The 16,755-nt window shown below is 53.9% G+C and carries 8 protein-coding genes; all 8 read left to right on the top strand.

Annotated elements, in window-relative coordinates; all coding sequences use genetic code 11:
* Nucleotides 1–15 precede the first annotated feature (15 nt).
* The 8 genes from FD19_RS01975 (at nucleotide 16) to FD19_RS01940 (ending at nucleotide 16,755) form a co-directional block, all read left to right on the top strand.
* The gene (locus tag FD19_RS01975; RefSeq protein WP_056969001.1) at nucleotides 16–3,504 is read left to right on the top strand and encodes a PD-(D/E)XK nuclease family protein; all 3,489 of its coding nucleotides are present in this window, start codon (nucleotides 16–18) and stop codon (nucleotides 3,502–3,504) included.
* A 5-nt stretch (nucleotides 3,505–3,509) separates the two neighbouring features.
* A complete protein-coding gene (addA, locus tag FD19_RS01970) occupies nucleotides 3,510–7,256 on the top strand; it encodes a helicase-exonuclease AddAB subunit AddA (RefSeq protein ID WP_056969000.1) in 3,747 nt (1,248 codons plus the stop codon).
* 39 nt (nucleotides 7,257–7,295) lie between these two features.
* Entirely contained in the window at nucleotides 7,296–10,475 is a 3,180-nt protein-coding gene (locus FD19_RS01965) for a helicase C-terminal domain-containing protein (RefSeq protein ID WP_082619474.1), read from the top strand.
* A 39-nt stretch (nucleotides 10,476–10,514) separates the two neighbouring features.
* Nucleotides 10,515–11,003, top strand: a complete 489-nt coding sequence (locus FD19_RS01960; protein ID WP_056968999.1) for a cell wall elongation regulator TseB-like domain-containing protein — start codon at nucleotides 10,515–10,517, stop codon at nucleotides 11,001–11,003.
* Nucleotides 11,004–11,029: 26 nt separating this feature from the next.
* A complete protein-coding gene (locus tag FD19_RS01955) occupies nucleotides 11,030–12,232 on the top strand; it encodes a pyridoxal phosphate-dependent aminotransferase (RefSeq protein WP_054749426.1) in 1,203 nt (400 codons plus the stop codon).
* A gap of 14 nt (nucleotides 12,233–12,246) precedes the next feature.
* Nucleotides 12,247–13,545 carry an asparagine--tRNA ligase gene (gene asnS / locus FD19_RS01950; protein WP_054749425.1) on the top strand — a complete coding sequence of 433 codons (1,299 nt, stop codon included), beginning with the start codon at nucleotides 12,247–12,249 and terminating at the stop codon, nucleotides 13,543–13,545.
* A 70-nt stretch (nucleotides 13,546–13,615) separates the two neighbouring features.
* Nucleotides 13,616–14,248 (top strand): DnaD domain-containing protein, encoded by a 633-nt coding sequence (locus tag FD19_RS01945; RefSeq protein WP_054749424.1) that lies wholly within the window; start codon nucleotides 13,616–13,618, stop codon nucleotides 14,246–14,248.
* Nucleotides 14,249–14,838: 590 nt separating this feature from the next.
* Nucleotides 14,839–16,755 carry a BglG family transcription antiterminator gene (locus FD19_RS01940; protein WP_056968998.1) on the top strand — a complete coding sequence of 639 codons (1,917 nt, stop codon included), beginning with the start codon at nucleotides 14,839–14,841 and terminating at the stop codon, nucleotides 16,753–16,755.

The following is a 16,755-nucleotide window of genomic DNA, read 5'->3' as shown; positions in this document are numbered from 1 at the left end:
CATGGAGGTATCACCATGCCACTACACTTTATTATTGGCCCGGCTACAGCCGATCACGACCGGGCGCTAATCGACCAGGTCGCCCAAACGTTACGGACCCATCCGGATGCGGACGTTTTGTATCTAGTGCCCAACCACATTAAGTTTGAATCCGAAGTCCAGGTCCTAGCAACATTGCACCAGCAGTTGCGACCGACCGACCGCGTCTTTGCCCAAAGCCGGCTGCAGGTCATGAGTTTTTCGCGGTTAGCGTGGTACTACCTCAACACTGACGCCATTTACCAGCAGCCACGGCTGACCCCAGCCGCGGCCGGAATGCGCGTGGCCAAAATCATGCGCAACCACGAGGACGAGCTGCGCATCTTTGCCGGTGAACGGAACCACCAGGGGTTTACCGCGCGCCTAGTACAACAGCTCAACGAACTCCAAATGGGTGGGGTCACCGCCGCTGATCTGGACGCCGCCCTCGCCACGATGCCTGCTAACGACCGGCACCTGCCCAAGTTACGGGATCTTGCCACCATCTTGCGGTACTACGAAGGCGACACCGTCAACACCACTAGCAACGCGGACCTGCTCCAGGCGCTGGCAGAGCACTTGCACCAACGTGATTTGACCAACACGTACGTTTTCATTAGCCACTTTAACGTTCTCGCGGCCCGTGAAGAAGCCATCGTGGTGGAGTTGATGCAGCGGGCCGCTGCGGTGCATGTTGCCATCACGACGGATCATGCCGCCACCACTGCGCCGACCGCACCCGACCTGTTTTTCCCGGGCAAGCGACTGTACTACCGCTTGTACCAGGCAGCACGCACCCACGGGGTGCCCGTACAAACGGACACGAGTGCGCCGGCCCGCCTGGTCGCCAGTGGGATTCATGCCACCGAACGCTACTGGATCAATGCCACGGCACTCAAAGACGTGCCGGTTGGGGACGACTTTACCGGGGTGCGCCTCGCCAAGGCGAGCGACCCGTACAGCGAATTACGCGCAGTGGCGCGGTCCATCCGGCAACGCGTTCAGCAAACCGGGGCCCGTTACGGTGACTTTCTGATTGTCGCCCGTCACCTCAAGCCCTATGAAACCATCCTCGAAGCGGTCGCGCATGAATTTGCGCTGCCCGTTTTTATCGACCATGAACGCGCGATGACCAACCACCCGCTGTTGGTGTTTATCGACAGCCTGTTTGGTATGCTCGCGCATAATTATGACTACCAAAATACGTTGCAACTACTACGGACGGAGTTGCTAGTGCCAGCGGGCATGCCCATCGCGACCTATCGGTATGACGTGGACGTAACTGAAAACCACATTTTGCGGACGGGAATGTACGGTTCACAGTGGGTGCAAGCCACTCCTTGGCAGTATTTCCGCGTGCATGCCAACCCCGACAACGACGACGGCCAGGTGAGTGAAGCCGACGCGGCCAACACGGCCCGCATCAACACCATTAAGGACCTGGTGGCCACCAACATTCCACCGTTCTTTCACGCACTGCACCAAGCCCAAACTGGGCGCGAGATGGCCACGGCCTTATACCAATTACTGACGACCAGCGGGGTGATCGACCAGTTGACGCTTTGGCGTGACGCCCAAAATGATGCGGGTAACCTCGTGCAAGCGCAGGCGGGGGAACAGGCTTGGCAAGTACTGTGTGATATTCTAGACGACTTTGTGGGCACGTGGGGTGACGAACCCACCACCGTCGAACAGTTTAACGAGATGATCGACGCCGGGTTCGCCAACGCCACCTACACGCAGATTCCCTCCACCTTGGACCAAGTGATCGTGTCGGAAACCGGGTTGACGCGGCGCCAGCACGCAAAGTATGTCTACGTTATTGGGGCCACGAGTACCGCAATGCCCGACGCCGTGACGGATAACAACCTTTTATCCAGCGACGACCGGCACGTATTAGCACCGTACCTGCCGGCGGGGACCTTTTTACCCGACGCGGGTGCTGACACCGCACTGACCGAACCGTTCCTGAATTACCTTGCGTTTGTTGAGGGTAGTCGGGAGCTGACCATCAGTTATCCGGTCCACAGTGATAGCGATAATGACCCCTCACCGTACGCAGTGGGACTACAAGCGGCAGGACACCTCCAGTGGACCATTTGGCAAGCCACCAACCCCACGACGCCGTTGAGTGCCGTGGTGGGTACGCCGCGCAGCACCCTGACCGATGCGGTGCAAGTTGCGCGGCAACTACGCGACACCCACAACCACCTGGGAGCGGCCTGGCAACAAACGATTGATGCCATTGGGCAACACGGCTTGGCGGCGCTGTCAGCAAAGTTACTAGGTAGTCTGGATTACACCAACGCGGTGGGGCACCTGTCGCCGCAACTCGCGCACGCGTTGTATGGCAATCATCTCGAAGTGTCCATCTCCCGATTGGAATCGTTCTACCGGAACCCGTACGAATACTTCCTCAAGTACGGCCTGGGTCTCGCACCCCGGCCGGAGTTTGAATTAACACCGGCTGACACTGGGACGTTGTTCCACGCCGTCCTGGATGAGCTCAACCGCCAGGCTGCTGATGTTGGCGGCATCGATAATCTGACCGATGAACAACTGGACACCATGGTGCGGCAACTGGTCGCCGACCATAGTGGTCAGCCCGGCTTTGAAGTATTGACCAGTAGTCAGCGCATGTTGTTTATCCGCGACCTGTTGACGCGGTTGTTGACCCAATCTGCACGCGCGGTCCGCCACGAACAACAACGGTCCGGATTCAAAGTTCACGATACCGAGTTGACCTTTGGCTTTCCTGGTAAACCCCACGACCTACCGGCCATCCAGCTGCCGTTACCGGACCACCAGTCCGTGTTGGTCCGCGGCCGGATTGACCGGCTGGACACCATGATGTCCGCACCACAACCGGGGTTCGTGATCATTGACTACAAATCCAGTAAGCATTCGTTCAGTGCCCAGGACGCCTACTACGGGTTGGGGATGCAAATGCTAACGTACATTGACGCGGTGCTACGCGGATACGAGCCCCATTTGGCACCCGCTGCGGGGGTCTTCATGCACCTGCAAAACCCGCGGCTGAAATTCACACCGGAGCGCCAACCTGACTTAGCAGCGGCCTTCAAGCTGGACGGTTTGCTGGTCAACGGAACGGGGATCACCAACCTTGATACTGCGGTGACACCAGACCAGCCGGGAACATCGGACATTTTTCCGTTGAATTTCACCAAGGCCGGAAAGTTGGGCGCCCGCGTGAAGGCGGTCAGTGAACAACAGTTGGCCGACCTGCTTTGGCACAACGAACAGCTCATTATCGCCGCGGCCGCAGCTATTCTCGCCGGGCACCTCGAACTGGCACCGGCGCGGACCGACCAGCAGGCGACCGTCATCACCAGCAGCGACTACAGCGCCATCATGCAGTTTGATTCAACGTTACGCGACAACCGGTACCGGCAGTTGACGCCGATGTCGTTAGACGAAGTATTAGCTAAGCTAGCCCAGGAACGGGCCGCACAGCAGGAAGGGTAACCAACATGGCAAACTTTACAGCAAGTCAACGAGCCGCCATTACGCACCACGGGCATAACGTCCTCGTGTCAGCCTCCGCGGGTTCGGGTAAAACCACCGTCCTGGTGGAGCGGGTCCTCCAATCCGTGTTACAGGGACAAGACATTACGCGGCTGCTGGTCGTGACCTTCACTAACGCCGCGGCCGCCGAAATGAAGGACCGGATCACGACAGCCCTCAAGCACGAGCTCACGGCGCACCGCCAAGAGATGGACGACAGCACCCGTCACCATCTGGCACAACAAATTGGACTGGTGGCCAGTGCGCCAATCAGTACCATCGACGCCTTTGCCCTCCAAGTCGTGCAGCAATATTACTATACGATCGACCTCGATCCAGGCTTCCGCATTCTGGCGGACCCCACCGAAGCCATCATGATTCAGGAGGGGGTCTGGTCCGACCTGCGTGAGGTGTTCTTTAGCTCCGCATCGGCCGCACAATTTCGGGCCCTGAGCGCTAACTTTGGTACCGACCGCTCCGACGACCCACTCGGCGACCTGGTCATGCGCGTGTATGAATACGCGCAGACTACCACGGACCCTGACGGTTGGATTGCGGGTCTCGCTGATAATTACGCGCACAATTTGGGGGCAGACGGGCCGTTAATGACCCAATTACGGCAGGCAGCAACCCCCATCATGACGCAGGTGGAGCAGCTGTTACGCCAAGCGGCAGACCTGGTAGGGGCGGAACCCACCCTGAGCAAAGTGGCGGATAACCTCGCCCAGGTTCAAGCCCTCACCGCCATCGCCACGCGGACATTACCAAGTGAGAACTACGCAGCCGTGCAAAACGCCATCGACGACGTCGACTGGGGCCGCTGGCCGGGGGGCAAAGTCACGGACGAAGTAGTCAAGGCAACGAAAAATGATGCCAAGGCTCTGCGTGACCAGGCCAAGGAGATTTTTGAGCAGCGGCTGGTGCCGTTGTTTGGCCTCAACACCGACGACTTGGCTACCGCCCTGGATGCCGGGCACGACCTGGTGGCGGAACTCAGCCATGTCTGCCTGGAATTCAAGCACGCTTACTGGGCGGAAAAGCAACGGCGTCACGTCCTCGACTTTGGCGACATCGAACAGGCCGCCCGCACCATCCTGGACCAAGCGGACCCTGATACCGGCACGACGGTCGGCCAGATCTACCGCGACGCGTTTGACGAAGTTCTGGTGGATGAGTACCAGGACACCAACCCCCTGCAGGAAGCCATCCTCAGCGGCGTGTCCACCCCGGCACCAGGCAACCGCTTCATGGTGGGGGACGTGAAGCAAAGTATTTACGGGTTCCGCTTAGCCGCACCACAGCTATTTTTGGACAAGTACGCCCGTTATACACCCAGCACCGCGTCGGCGGACAATACCCGCAACGTCACGGACGGCGAACGGATCACGTTGGCGGAAAACTTCCGTTCCTCGCGCAACATCCTGGACTTCACCAACCTCATCTTTCGGCAGGTTATGGACCGAACGGTGGGGGACATTGATTACCAGGGTGGGGAGGAACTGAAGCTAGGCGCGACCGACATTCCCAGTGACTTTGCCCCCGCCACCGAACTGTTATTGTACGTTCCGGATGATGCAGAGGACGCAGCGGCCAACGCTGATCTCGACAAGGATATTGGTCAGGTCCGGATGGTGATCAACCGCATCCAGGCGTTGATGGCCCATCCAGAAAAGCAGCTCTACGACCGTAAGCAGGGTGCCTACCGGAACCTGGAATACCGGGACATCACTTTGCTGGTGCCCACCCGTAGCCAAAACCTTCAAATTCAGGAGGAGTTTGCCGCGGCCGGTATCCCCATCGTGATCAATGATGCGCAAAACTACTTCAAGACCACCGAGTTACAAGTGATGCTGTCACTGCTCAAAGTAATCGACAACCCACTCCAGGAGATCCCGCTGGTGGCCGTGTTGCGGTCGCCCATGGTGGGGATGACGGCGGACGAACTGGCAGTCGTCCGCCTGGCGGATCGGCACGTGCCGTACTACGACGCGGTGACGCGTTTTATTGCCCAGTACGACGCCGCCACCGCGGACGCGACCACCACGAGCGCCTACCATAAGTTGATGCAGTTTCGGGAACAATTGACCGGGTTCCGTGACCTGGCCCGCAGTAACCGGCTGGTGGACCTCATCTGGGCCATTTACCAAGAAACTGGCTACCTCGACTTTGTTGGGGGGATGCCCGGGGGGCCACAGCGGCAGGCCAACCTGCGTGCATTGTACGATCGGGCCCACGCTTACGAAGAGGGTGGTTTCCGGGGCCTGTTTGCCTTTGTTCACTTCATCGAACTGATGCAGCAACGGGATAAAGACCTCGACACACCGGTTACCATTGATCCGGATACCAACGCGGTGCACCTAATGACCATTCACGGGAGCAAGGGGCTACAGTTCCCCGTGGTCTTCTTGATGAATAGTAGTCGCAGCCTGCACGGCAACAGTAATCGTGGTGATAGCAAAGCCATCCTGTCTGGTGGCCAAATTGGCATTCAATGGCTGCAGGAGGATACCCGCGTACAAATTCCGCTGCCACAGTACGAATTGGCGCGCCAGGACCGTGATGGGCGCGAACAGGCGGAAGCGCTACGGGTCTTGTACGTGGCGCTCACCCGAGCGGAACAACACCTGTATGTCGTGGGTTACGGTGCTACCCGGGAACGATTAGAGCAAAGTTGGCGTAAGTTGGCTAACACCAACGACCTCGTACTACCGGCTTACAACCGGTTAACGGCCGCGTCACTGCTGGCGTTGATTGGGGCCAGCCTCGTACGGCACCCTCACTATCCCGACCAAACGGACCCGTTAGTCGGTCTGGTCGATGACCCAACTATGTTCACCATTAATTGGGTCACCCATCCCAAAGTGGCGGGTGGGGCGCAAACCCAACTGGCGGTAACCCAACCACCACTGGACGTTGATGTTGACCAATGGTTTAGCTTTCAGTACCCATATGCGGCCGCAACCCAGACGACCGGGTTCCAGGCGGTCTCGGAAATTAAGCGACTCTTTGATGACCCATCACTAACTGAACTCCACGCGGATCCGCAAACGAGTGGCCATCAGGTGCTCAATGATGGCCAAGCGGCCCGACGTTACGTTGAACCGTTCGCGACCCCGCAGTTTATCACCGGGGGCGTGGAAGCGCGGCCGAGTGCCGCGGCGATTGGGACCGCGACCCACCAGGTCATGCAGAGCCTCGACTTACACGTTGCCATTACGCCCACATATGTTGCGGGCGTCATTGAGGACCTTGTCGACCGGCAACTAATTACCGCTACGGTCGGCCGGAACGTCAACATCGACCACATTGTGGCGTTCTTCACCACCCCACTGGGGCAAACGCTCTTGCAAACGCCGGACACCGTGCAGCGCGAAGTGCCATTTGCGATGCTCATGCCGGCGGGGGACGTGTTCCCGGCCATGCGCAACGACGAACAAAACCTGTTAGTTCACGGGATCATGGATGGCTTTGTCACCACACCGGACGGGGTCATCCTTTATGATTACAAAACGGACCACGTCGGCCACCAGCAGGACGCCATCGTGACCAAGTACAGCGGCCAACTGAACCTGTACGCACTAGCATTGCGGCAAATCCAACCCGCACCGGTGATAGGGTTACGGCTGGTGCTGCTCGAAACGAACACCGTGGTAGCACTAGCTGTACAAGGGGCGTATGATATAAATAGTAATAACAGCTCACGTGAGCCTTAACTGTGGACCACGGGCTGCTTTGATTTAGGTGATAAATATATGGATGCAGACACCATCTACGCAGTAATCGACCTTGAGACTACCGGCACCGACGTCGAAGCCGGCGACCGGATCATTCAGATCGGTTGTGCCCTAATTCAGCACCACAAAGTCATTCAGACGTACTCCCAACTGGTGAACCCCGATTCGCGGATTCCGGTCGCCATTCAGCGCTTGACGGGGATCCACCCACAGGACTTGGTCTCCGCGCCTTACTTTGACGAAATTGCACCAGTCCTGAGGCAAATGCTCAGCGAAACGGTGATAGTGGCGCACAACGTTAACTTTGACTACCCGTTCTTGAACGCCGAGTTCGCACGGGTTGGTTTGCGTACCCTCGCGAATGATGCGCTGGATACTGTCCAGTTGGCGCAGATTTTACTGCCTAACTCGGTCAGTTACCGGCTGTCCGACTTGACGCACTTACTGAACATTCAGCACAATAATCCGCACCAAGCGGACAGCGACGCGGTCAGCACTGCCAAGTTGTTAATTGAGCTAAGCCGCCGTTTCCGGCAATTACCGGGACCGACGCAGCAACAACTCGCCCGCCTGGGGCAGGGGTTATTACGACAGACCGGTAAATACTTACAATACCTGGCTCGTGACGCCCAGCCACTCACGGGTCACTACCTGATGAAGCGGGGGGTCGTCATTGCCAACCCCGCACCCGAACGGCAAAGTCGCGCTGCTCGGGCTGGCCGTGGTTTACAGGAATATCCAGCTAAGGAAGCTGCCAAGCGCAAAATGATCAAACGTGCCGGGGGCCAGCTGCGCTTCCGTTACGCCCAAGCGCGGATGATGGATCGCGTGTACGCTAACGCGACGAACGACCAACAGCCACTAGTGATTGAAGCCGGTACGGGACTAGGCAAGTCACTAGGCTACCTCATTCCGTACAGCTTTGTGGCCACCCCCGATAACAAGGTCATCATCGCCACGTCGACCACGGTGCTCCAAAGCCAGTTGATGAATAGTACGATTCCGTTAGTCGAACAGCTGGTAGGGCACCCAGTCGACGCGGTCACGCTCAAGAGTCCGCGGCATTACATTGACTTAAATAAGTTTGCGACCACACTGCACGACAGCGAGGTTAAGGGTATCAGTCTGGTACTACAAATGCAGATTCTAGTGTGGCTGACTAGTACCAAAACGGGTGATCTGGACGAATTGCACACCGCTAGTACGCAGAGTGCCTTCTTCGTCCGGATTCAACATACGGGTAATTTTGGTACCGAATACAGCAACCCGTTCTACAAGGTGGACTTTTACCGCAACGCACTCCGGCGGGTGGATGCGGCGGCCATCGTGGTCACCAACCACGCGTACCTGGCGGCCCACTACACCGACGACGCTTTCAGTGGTCAACCATTCTTGGTAGTGGACGAAGCCCAGCACTTCGCCGAAAATGCTGCCAACGCGTTTACCGTGCGCCTGAACCTGAAAAAGTTACACTACGCGCTCAACCAATTTGACCGCATCATTGGTGGCCCGGACACCCGGGGGTTGGCCGCAATTTACGCGGATAACCAGATCATGAGTTACCAGTTACGCAGTTTGCAGCTGGCCACGGACAAAGCCCTCAATCTGGTCGCCGGAATCCAAACCCGACTGTTCCACCACTACTTTGCCCACCAGCAACGACCCCACAACGGGTTTATGGAATTGAACCTGTCGCACGCCGACATCCAAACGATTATTGACCGGTTTACTCCGGTCGCCCAGGACATTTTAGGCCTCAGCAACCAGATCCTGACGATTGCCGACACGTTACTGACGGACTACACCCAAAACGAAAACCACTTTTTGACCAGCGATATTCGCACCTTCCAGCACCTGGAGGACGTCGCCGCCGGCTTATCCGAGCAGCTAGGACCCATGACCGCGCTCACGGAACACAATCCGCTCCTGACGGACGCCCAGGTGGCCGTACCAAGCCTGACGCTCCGGCACCCCGACGATCTGACTAGCCTTAACGTCAACTGGCGGGTATTTGACGTCCGCGACCACTTGCAGAACCTCTTGCGCAACTTCACCGCGCCTGTCTTTACCGGCGGTACGCTGACGATTCGCAAAGACGCGCAATTTTTGACCAACCAGTTGGGCTACCCGGCACTACCGGACACCCAGGTGATGACGTTGCGTAGTCCGTTCAAATACAAGCAGCAGGCACGCGTGATGATTGCCGCTGATGCGCCGCACATTAACGACCTGAGCGCGAAGCAATACGCGGATTATCTGACCAACGCGATTGAGCGGCTGGCTGATAACGAACACCAGACGTTGGTACTGTTCAATTCACTGACGGTGATTGGGCACGTCTTTGCACGGCTCAACCGTCGGCCCATTGCCGACCGTAAGGAGATCCTCGCGCAGGGGGTCACGGGGTCGGCGGCGCGCATTGCGCGGCGCTTTGCCGTCAGCCGCAATAGCGTACTGCTTGGCGCTGCTAGCTTCTTCGAGGGCGTCGATTATCCGGACAAGCAACTTGAAACCGTCATTTTAACAAGATTACCTTTTGATATGCCTAACGACCCCGTAATTAAGGCCCGGTATGATAATATAAAGGCTAGTGGCGCGGATCCGTTCACACAGGACGCCGTACCGCGCGCCACATTACGGTTGCGGCAAAGCTTCGGGCGGCTGATTCGGCGCGAGAGTGACCGGGGGGTCTTCATCGTGCTGGACGACCGGCTGACGCGGACCAGTTACGGGCGGGGGATGCAGAAATCCCTGCCGTCCGTGACAACCGACCTGTTACCGCTGGCCGCCATGCCGGACGCGTTGGAGCGTTGGCTGACCCCCGACGAGGAGGAACAGGCTGCCGCCAAGAAATTGTTAGAGGAGCATAAGGCCACCCCTAACCGCCGGCCGCGCCGGCGCAACACCAAAAAGGCGGCGGCCGTGACCACCAAGGCGGATGAGGCACGCAAGAAGGGGGCGGACAAGCAGTCCGCACGCACTCCGGCCAAAACCACCACACGTAAGCCGCGCACACACAAGCCTCAGTCCGCCGTTAAACAACCACAAACGGGGCGGGGGACCAAAGCCAAGCCTACTCAGGCTACAGTCAAGTCAGGCACAGCACAGAAGCAACCCACCACGACTACCAAGAAGCGACGGCCGCGGCGGCGCACAACTAAATCCGCAACCAACCACAAATCAACACCAAAAAAGTAGTATCATCGGTTCATAAGCCGATGCGAAAGGAATTTGTTCATGCACAATCGTAGTTCTGAACGTTGGCGGAGATGGGCCCTAGTAGCCGGCATCATCGTTGTCGTACTGTCGGTCATCATCTTCTTCCAACAGGCCATGCATCCCTACAACAAGTTACGCAGCCAGGCGGAAAGTATTGCGACCCGTTCCGCGCAGGTCACGCACATTGATGGCTTCTGGTGGAATACGCGCGATCAAAGCTACCTCACCGTCGCGGGCCAGCGCAACCACCACGCCGTGTACGTGATCATTAAGCAAAAGAACGGTGCCATCCACGTTGTCCGGCAAAATGCCGGGACGACGCGCAACCAGGCGCTTAGTGCAACCTGGAAGCAACATGACCCGCAACGGGTGATCAGCGCAGCTTTGCGTTATCAGGGCAAGCGGCTGGTCTGGGACGTCGCCTACAAGACCAAGCAAGGCCGCCTTGGTTACGTCTCGTATTCCTTCCGAACCGGTAAGCAAGTTGAATTAATTAAAAACATATAGGGTCAACCATCATTTGGAGGTGCTTTATGCAAGTTTCGAACCGCTTAGCCAAAGTCAATCCCAGCGCAACGCTGGCAATGAGCCAGAAGACCAATGAACTCAAAGCCGCCGGGGCTGACGTCATCAACTTGACCATGGGCCAGCCGGACTTTGAGACGCCGAAGTTCATCGAACAGGCGGCCATTGACAGCATTAATGCCGGCCAGGCCAGCTTTTACACCCAGGCCACCGGCTTACCGGAACTCCGTACCGCCATCAGTCACCGAATCGAGCGGCGGACGGGTTACCACTACGATGCTAGCCAAATCGTGGCCACCAATGGGGCTAAGTTTGCCCTGTACTGCTTGTTTAACGCCATCCTCAATCCCGGTGACGGGGTCATTGTCCCAACGCCGGGCTGGGTTTCCTACGTTGAACAAGTGCGGTTAGCCGGTGGGGTTCCGCAGGCGGCCCCCGCTAGTGATGGCTTCAAGGTCACCGTTGACGACCTGGACCGCGTTGTCAATGACCACACCAAAGCCATCATCATTAATAGTCCCCAGAATCCTAGTGGGACAATCTACAACAAGCAGGAACTGACGCTCATTGGCAATTGGGCTCTGCGTCACAACATTATGATTGTGAGCGACGAGATCTACAGTGATTTGGTCTACAATGGGGCAAAAGCGACATCGATGTTGTCCCTCGACCCGGCCATCAGCGCCAACACCATCCTCATCGGTGGGGTCTCCAAGTCCTTTGCCATGACTGGTTGGCGTATCGGTTACGCTGCGGCACCGGCACCAGTGGCTAAAGCCATGGCCACCATCTGCAGCCACGCCACTGGTAATCCGGCGGCGGTTAGTCAGTACGCCGCCATTACCGCCTTCAATAGTGACGGCAGTAGCACCGAAAAGATGCGGCAGGCTTTTGAAGACCGGCTGAACACAATTTACCCGCTATTCAACCGTATCCCGGGCTTCAAACTGGCAGAGAAACCAACTGGGGCCTTCTACCTGTTCATCAACGTGAAGGACGCCGTGACTAATTTGGGTTACGATTCCGCCGACAGCTTTGCCATGGACCTACTCGAGAAGACGGGCGTCGCCGTTGTTCCTGGGCGTGCGTTTGGTAATCCAAACTACATCCGACTTAGTTACGCCGCCGCCAAGGACAATTTGCTCGAAGCTGCAAAGCGGATTGAGGACTTCGTCACGGGTTCCAGCACACCACATACTGCAAACGATTAGGAGAGATTAGCAACATGCCAGAACAGATTACGATCAGCGAAGCACCACAGCACGTGAACGAAACCGTCAAAATTGGGGTTTGGCTCACTGACAAGCGCAGTAGCGGGAAAATTGCCTTCCTGCAGTTGCGTGATGGGACTGCCTTCTTCCAGGGCGTCGTTCGGAAGAATGACGTGAGTGAAGCGGTATTCCTGCAGGCCAAAGAATTACGTCAGGAAACCAGTTTCTGGGTCACCGGCGAGATCCATGAGGATGCGCGTAGCCACTTTGGCTACGAAATTCAGGTCCAGGACATTGAGGTCGTCGGCACCAGTGAGGACTTCCCCATCACGCCAAAGGAACACGGTATCGAATTCCTGCTGGACCACCGTCACCTGTGGCTGCGGAGTCGCCGGCCCTTTGCCATCATGCACATTCGTAACGAAGTCATTCGGGCCACCTACGAATTCTTCAACCAGGAAGGGTTCATCAAGATGGACCCACCAATTCTGACTGGGTCGGCTCCTGAAGGCACGACCGAGCTATTCCACATTGATTATTTCGACCACGATGCCTACCTGAGTCAAAGTGGCCAGTTGTATGAAGAAGCGGGGGCCATGGCGTTTGGCAAGGTCTTTAGCTTTGGTCCGACGTTTCGGGCGGAAAAGAGTAAGACACGCCGGCACTTGACCGAATTTTGGATGATTGAGCCAGAAATGGCGTTCATGCACCAGGATGAAAGCCTGGAGATTCAGGAACGCTACGTGGCTTACCTGGTCAGCAAGGTCATCGACAACTGTGGCTACGACTTGAAGTTGCTGGACCGTGATCCAGAAGACTTGAAGAAGTTCACGAAGTTGCCGTTCCCCCGCATCAGTTACGATAAGGCTATTGATATGTTGCAGGAGGGTGGCTTTGACACCAAGTGGGGCGATGACTTCGGTTCACCCGAAGAAACCTACTTGTCCGACCAGTTTGAACAGCCCGTCTTTGTTCTCAACTACCCCAAGAGCATCAAGCCATTCTACATGTTGCCTGCAGAAGGCCGTGATGACGTGTACGTATGTGCGGACCTGCTAGCGCCAGAAGGCTACGGGGAAATCATTGGTGGTTCCGAACGTGAAGTTGACTACGATAAGCTTGCCGCGGCCATCAAAAAGGCCGGCCTGAGTCAGGAAGACTACCAGTGGTACCTGGATCTGCGCGAATATGGTAGCGTGCCGCACTCCGGCTTTGGGATGGGACTTGAACGGTTCCTGGCCTGGATCTGCAAATCAGACCACCTGCGCGAAACGATTCCGTTCCCACGGATGTTGAACCGTTTGCAGCCGTAATTATTAATGACAGTAGTGGCCGCAAAGTTAACGCTTTGCGGCCACTGTGACATTTGAGGGGGAGTTAGTAATGAGTTCCATTGATGATTTGCTTACGGCAGGAAGTACTAGCTTTTCAGACTTGCTCTTTAGCCAGTTTGCGGCCTCCTCGCTGACCCGGGACGAGTTGCTCGCTTACCTGTACATTGACCGCTACGTGCAACATCACCGGGACGCGCCAAACTTGCAGGCACTAGCCCAGGCCACCAAGATGACCACGACCGAGTTCAACCACTGCGTGGCCAACCTGGTCAGTAAGGGGGCCATCACCATCAGCACCGGCACTGATGCTCGCGGGCGGATGACCGACGTGTACGACACCAAACCGTTGATCAAACACTGGTTGACCAACGCTGAGCCGGCCGCCGACCACAGTGCGGGCGCTCCAGCAGCGACCACCGTCGACCCAGTTCGCCACCTCCAACAGCAGGTGGAAACCGAATTTGGGCGGATGCTCACACCGATTGAGCAACAAACCATCCGGGCGTGGCTCAACGAGGACCATTACGACCCGGAAGTTGTGGCGCTGGCATTACGCGAAGCGGTGCTCAATCAAGCTTACTCGCTTAAGTACATGGACCGCGTGCTGATTACGTGGGAAAAGCGTAATCTACGCACGGTACAGGCAATCAAGCAGGCGCAGCGCGAGTTCAATGAACTGTAGAAGATTCAATAATTAAAAATGCAGATAAACACATAAATTTACTGCGATAATCCCTTTATGGTTATCAGATGAAATACAATAATTCATTTGACGACTGTGGAGGGATTTTTGTTATTCACAACGAGAGCAATCAGAATTTCGACGTCTATGTATCAGTATCATTTTGAAAAACTAGTCAACAGTCCTTGAAAATAGTGTCGTAAGCCGACCTCACATAGTTCGGTAATGCGCCCCAGCTGGTGATCTTCCAAAAAATTTGCGTTCATGAAAGTATTTATATAATTGTTATTGACTTATAACGTCAATGCCGTATTCTTTGCGATAAATAAGGATGTTTGTACCTTGCTCAACCGTACTTTTACCTGTTTTTACTGTATTTAACTGTTACCATTTCTTGATCGGTTAAATAGTGATTTAGGAAAATTATCACCTTTTTTGTAATTATTATCGTACATACAATAAATAAGTGAAACAAGATTATCAGTTATAGGGCCTTTATGCTAATCCTTGCACTTCTTTGTGCAAACAATTTTCTGTTATAAATGGTAGCTAGCTTTTACTATGAATGTAGACAAAGGAGTCGACGGTAGATGCGCACATACGTAATTTTAAAAAAATTATCTCAAACAAAGTCGTTTCTTCCCTTAAATTATTTTGTTGAGTCTCTACAAGTTTCTCGACGCACCGTGCAAAAAGAATTATCGTTCATTAAAAAATCAGGACCAAGACATGGATATCAGTTATTAAGTGAATATGGGCGTGGATATTCCTTGGAGGTGATAGATAAAAAACAGTTCAAACAATTTCTAGCAACCTTATCGTCAGAGGAATCGGTAATTAACGAAGAGCAGCTGGTTGTAGACATCTTAATTAAGTTATTAACGATTCCAAAATGGGAATACGTCGCAGTCAGTGAACTAGTGAGGACTACCGGATTCAGTAGCACATTTCTTTACTCCAAACTGAATACAATCGATAAATTTGCCGAATCGTTTAATCTGCGTCTGGAACGAAAAAGTCATTTTGGAATTCGTCTAATCGGTTCAGACCACGCAATAAGAAAATTGATGTTGGAGTTATACCAAAAGGGAGATAACTCATTAGACAGTTTAGTCAGTGAACGTGTAGGTAATTTTAGCGAATACGAACGTGTTGCTGAAGATTGTATTCGCGATCACCACCTACGAATTGGATATTACGAATTTCAAACAATCCTATCCTGGCTTAAGATACTCGTTTTACATGAAACAACTAACCAGTTGTATGATATTGAGTCAAATATTTTTTCCTTGCAAAATGTTCCTCTGAAAAAACTAGACCGAGTGCTCAAGGATGTGGCCAAAAATTTTCAGATTAATATTTCCCAAGAAATTCTCAAAGAGTTTGAGATGCTCGTTAATGAATCGGTGCAAAGTGAAACATTCGTTCAACCAAACGTGAACAAAACCTATCTTAAAGCAAAGATAGTCTCCTTTTTCGAAGCAACAGACGCTAAAAATGGTACAGATTACAGCGATGACACAAATTTCGTTGATGGCCTAGTCACACACTTAGTATTTTTGTTGGAGCGAATCGATAAAAAAGTTGTTTACAAAAACCCGCTATTACTTGAACTTTGCATCCGGTATCCGCTCGTTTTTGATTTGGTCCTCAAGTTTTCTAAGTTCCTTGAAAAGGTATTAAACATCAAAGTCTCAAACGACGAATTAGGCTTTATCGCCGTACATTTCCTCAATCATGAGGCAACAGAAAAAAACAAACGCATTCGTAAGTATGAGCGCGTTGCAGTGATCTGTACAACTGGCGGAGGTGTGTCTAATTTAATTAGGACGCAAATTATCGGTATTTTCCCAGAAGCAAACGTCAGGGCATTTTCATTTTGGCAGGAAAATGATATTGAAGCATTTGGACCAGATTTGATTTTTTCAGTCATACCCCTAAAACACAGTTTGAAAGTGCCAATACTTTACATCAAGGAACTATTAACAAGGAGCGATATAGAGAATATCAAGCAAGTTTTGTTTCTCAACGAATCAAGCCAAATAGCGCCAGAAAAGATTTCGACTGATCAGAATTATCTAACACTATTTAAAGCAAACCTGTTTACGACACAGCAACCTCTTGATTATTCAACAATCATACAATCAATGTCCAAACAAATTGTCGAACAGGGTTATGGTGATTCAGATTTCGTTACGAATGTGCTCAAACGGGAAAAATACATGTCAACCGTTTATAACAATGGAATTGCGATGCCACATCCAATCGAGATGAAAGGTGTTAGTAGTGCAGTAGGTGTACGCATCGTAAAGCCAAGCATTTCCGAAAAAGGGAAAGATGTAAAACTTGTCTTCATGGTTTGTTTGGCGAGGGATGATTTCCGATATTACAGCCGAATTTCTGACTGCATATTCAATCTAATGCAAAATGAACAAAAAATTATCGAGATATACAACAATCCGACTTTTCCAAATTTAATAAGTATCTTAAAGGAAATGGGTGAATAG

The organism is Lacticaseibacillus thailandensis DSM 22698 = JCM 13996, from assembly GCF_001436135.1.
GTDB lineage: Bacteria > Bacillota > Bacilli > Lactobacillales > Lactobacillaceae > Lacticaseibacillus > Lacticaseibacillus thailandensis.
This window is presented reverse-complemented; position numbering and strand designations above follow the sequence as displayed.